Consider the following 243-nt stretch of genomic DNA (forward strand, 5'->3'; position numbering starts at 1 on the left):
GGGCTTTTGGGATCAAAGATGGGTGTATTTGGTAACTGCTTAATAGCATTATAAATATTCCCTGAAAGTGATGATGCACCCGTATTCAGTCCTACATAATCTGTTTTTGTAAAGCTCAGATTTGTTCCAATCTTCATCCATTCAAATGCCTGATGATCAACATTGGCTCTTGTAGAGAACCTTTGCATTTCGTTAGGAATTGCAACCCCTTCCTGTTTGGTATATCCTATGGAAGTATAATAG

Annotated in this window: 1 protein-coding gene; it reads right to left on the reverse strand. The window is 37.9% G+C overall.

What is annotated here, in order from left to right; translation table 11 throughout:
- Positions 1-243: hypothetical protein (locus tag SB679_RS25930; RefSeq protein ID WP_410705260.1), on the reverse strand; the 243-nt coding region annotated here is incomplete at both ends.

Source organism: Chryseobacterium sp. SIMBA_029, from assembly GCF_046535275.1.
Taxonomy (GTDB): Bacteria; Bacteroidota; Bacteroidia; order Flavobacteriales; family Weeksellaceae; genus Chryseobacterium.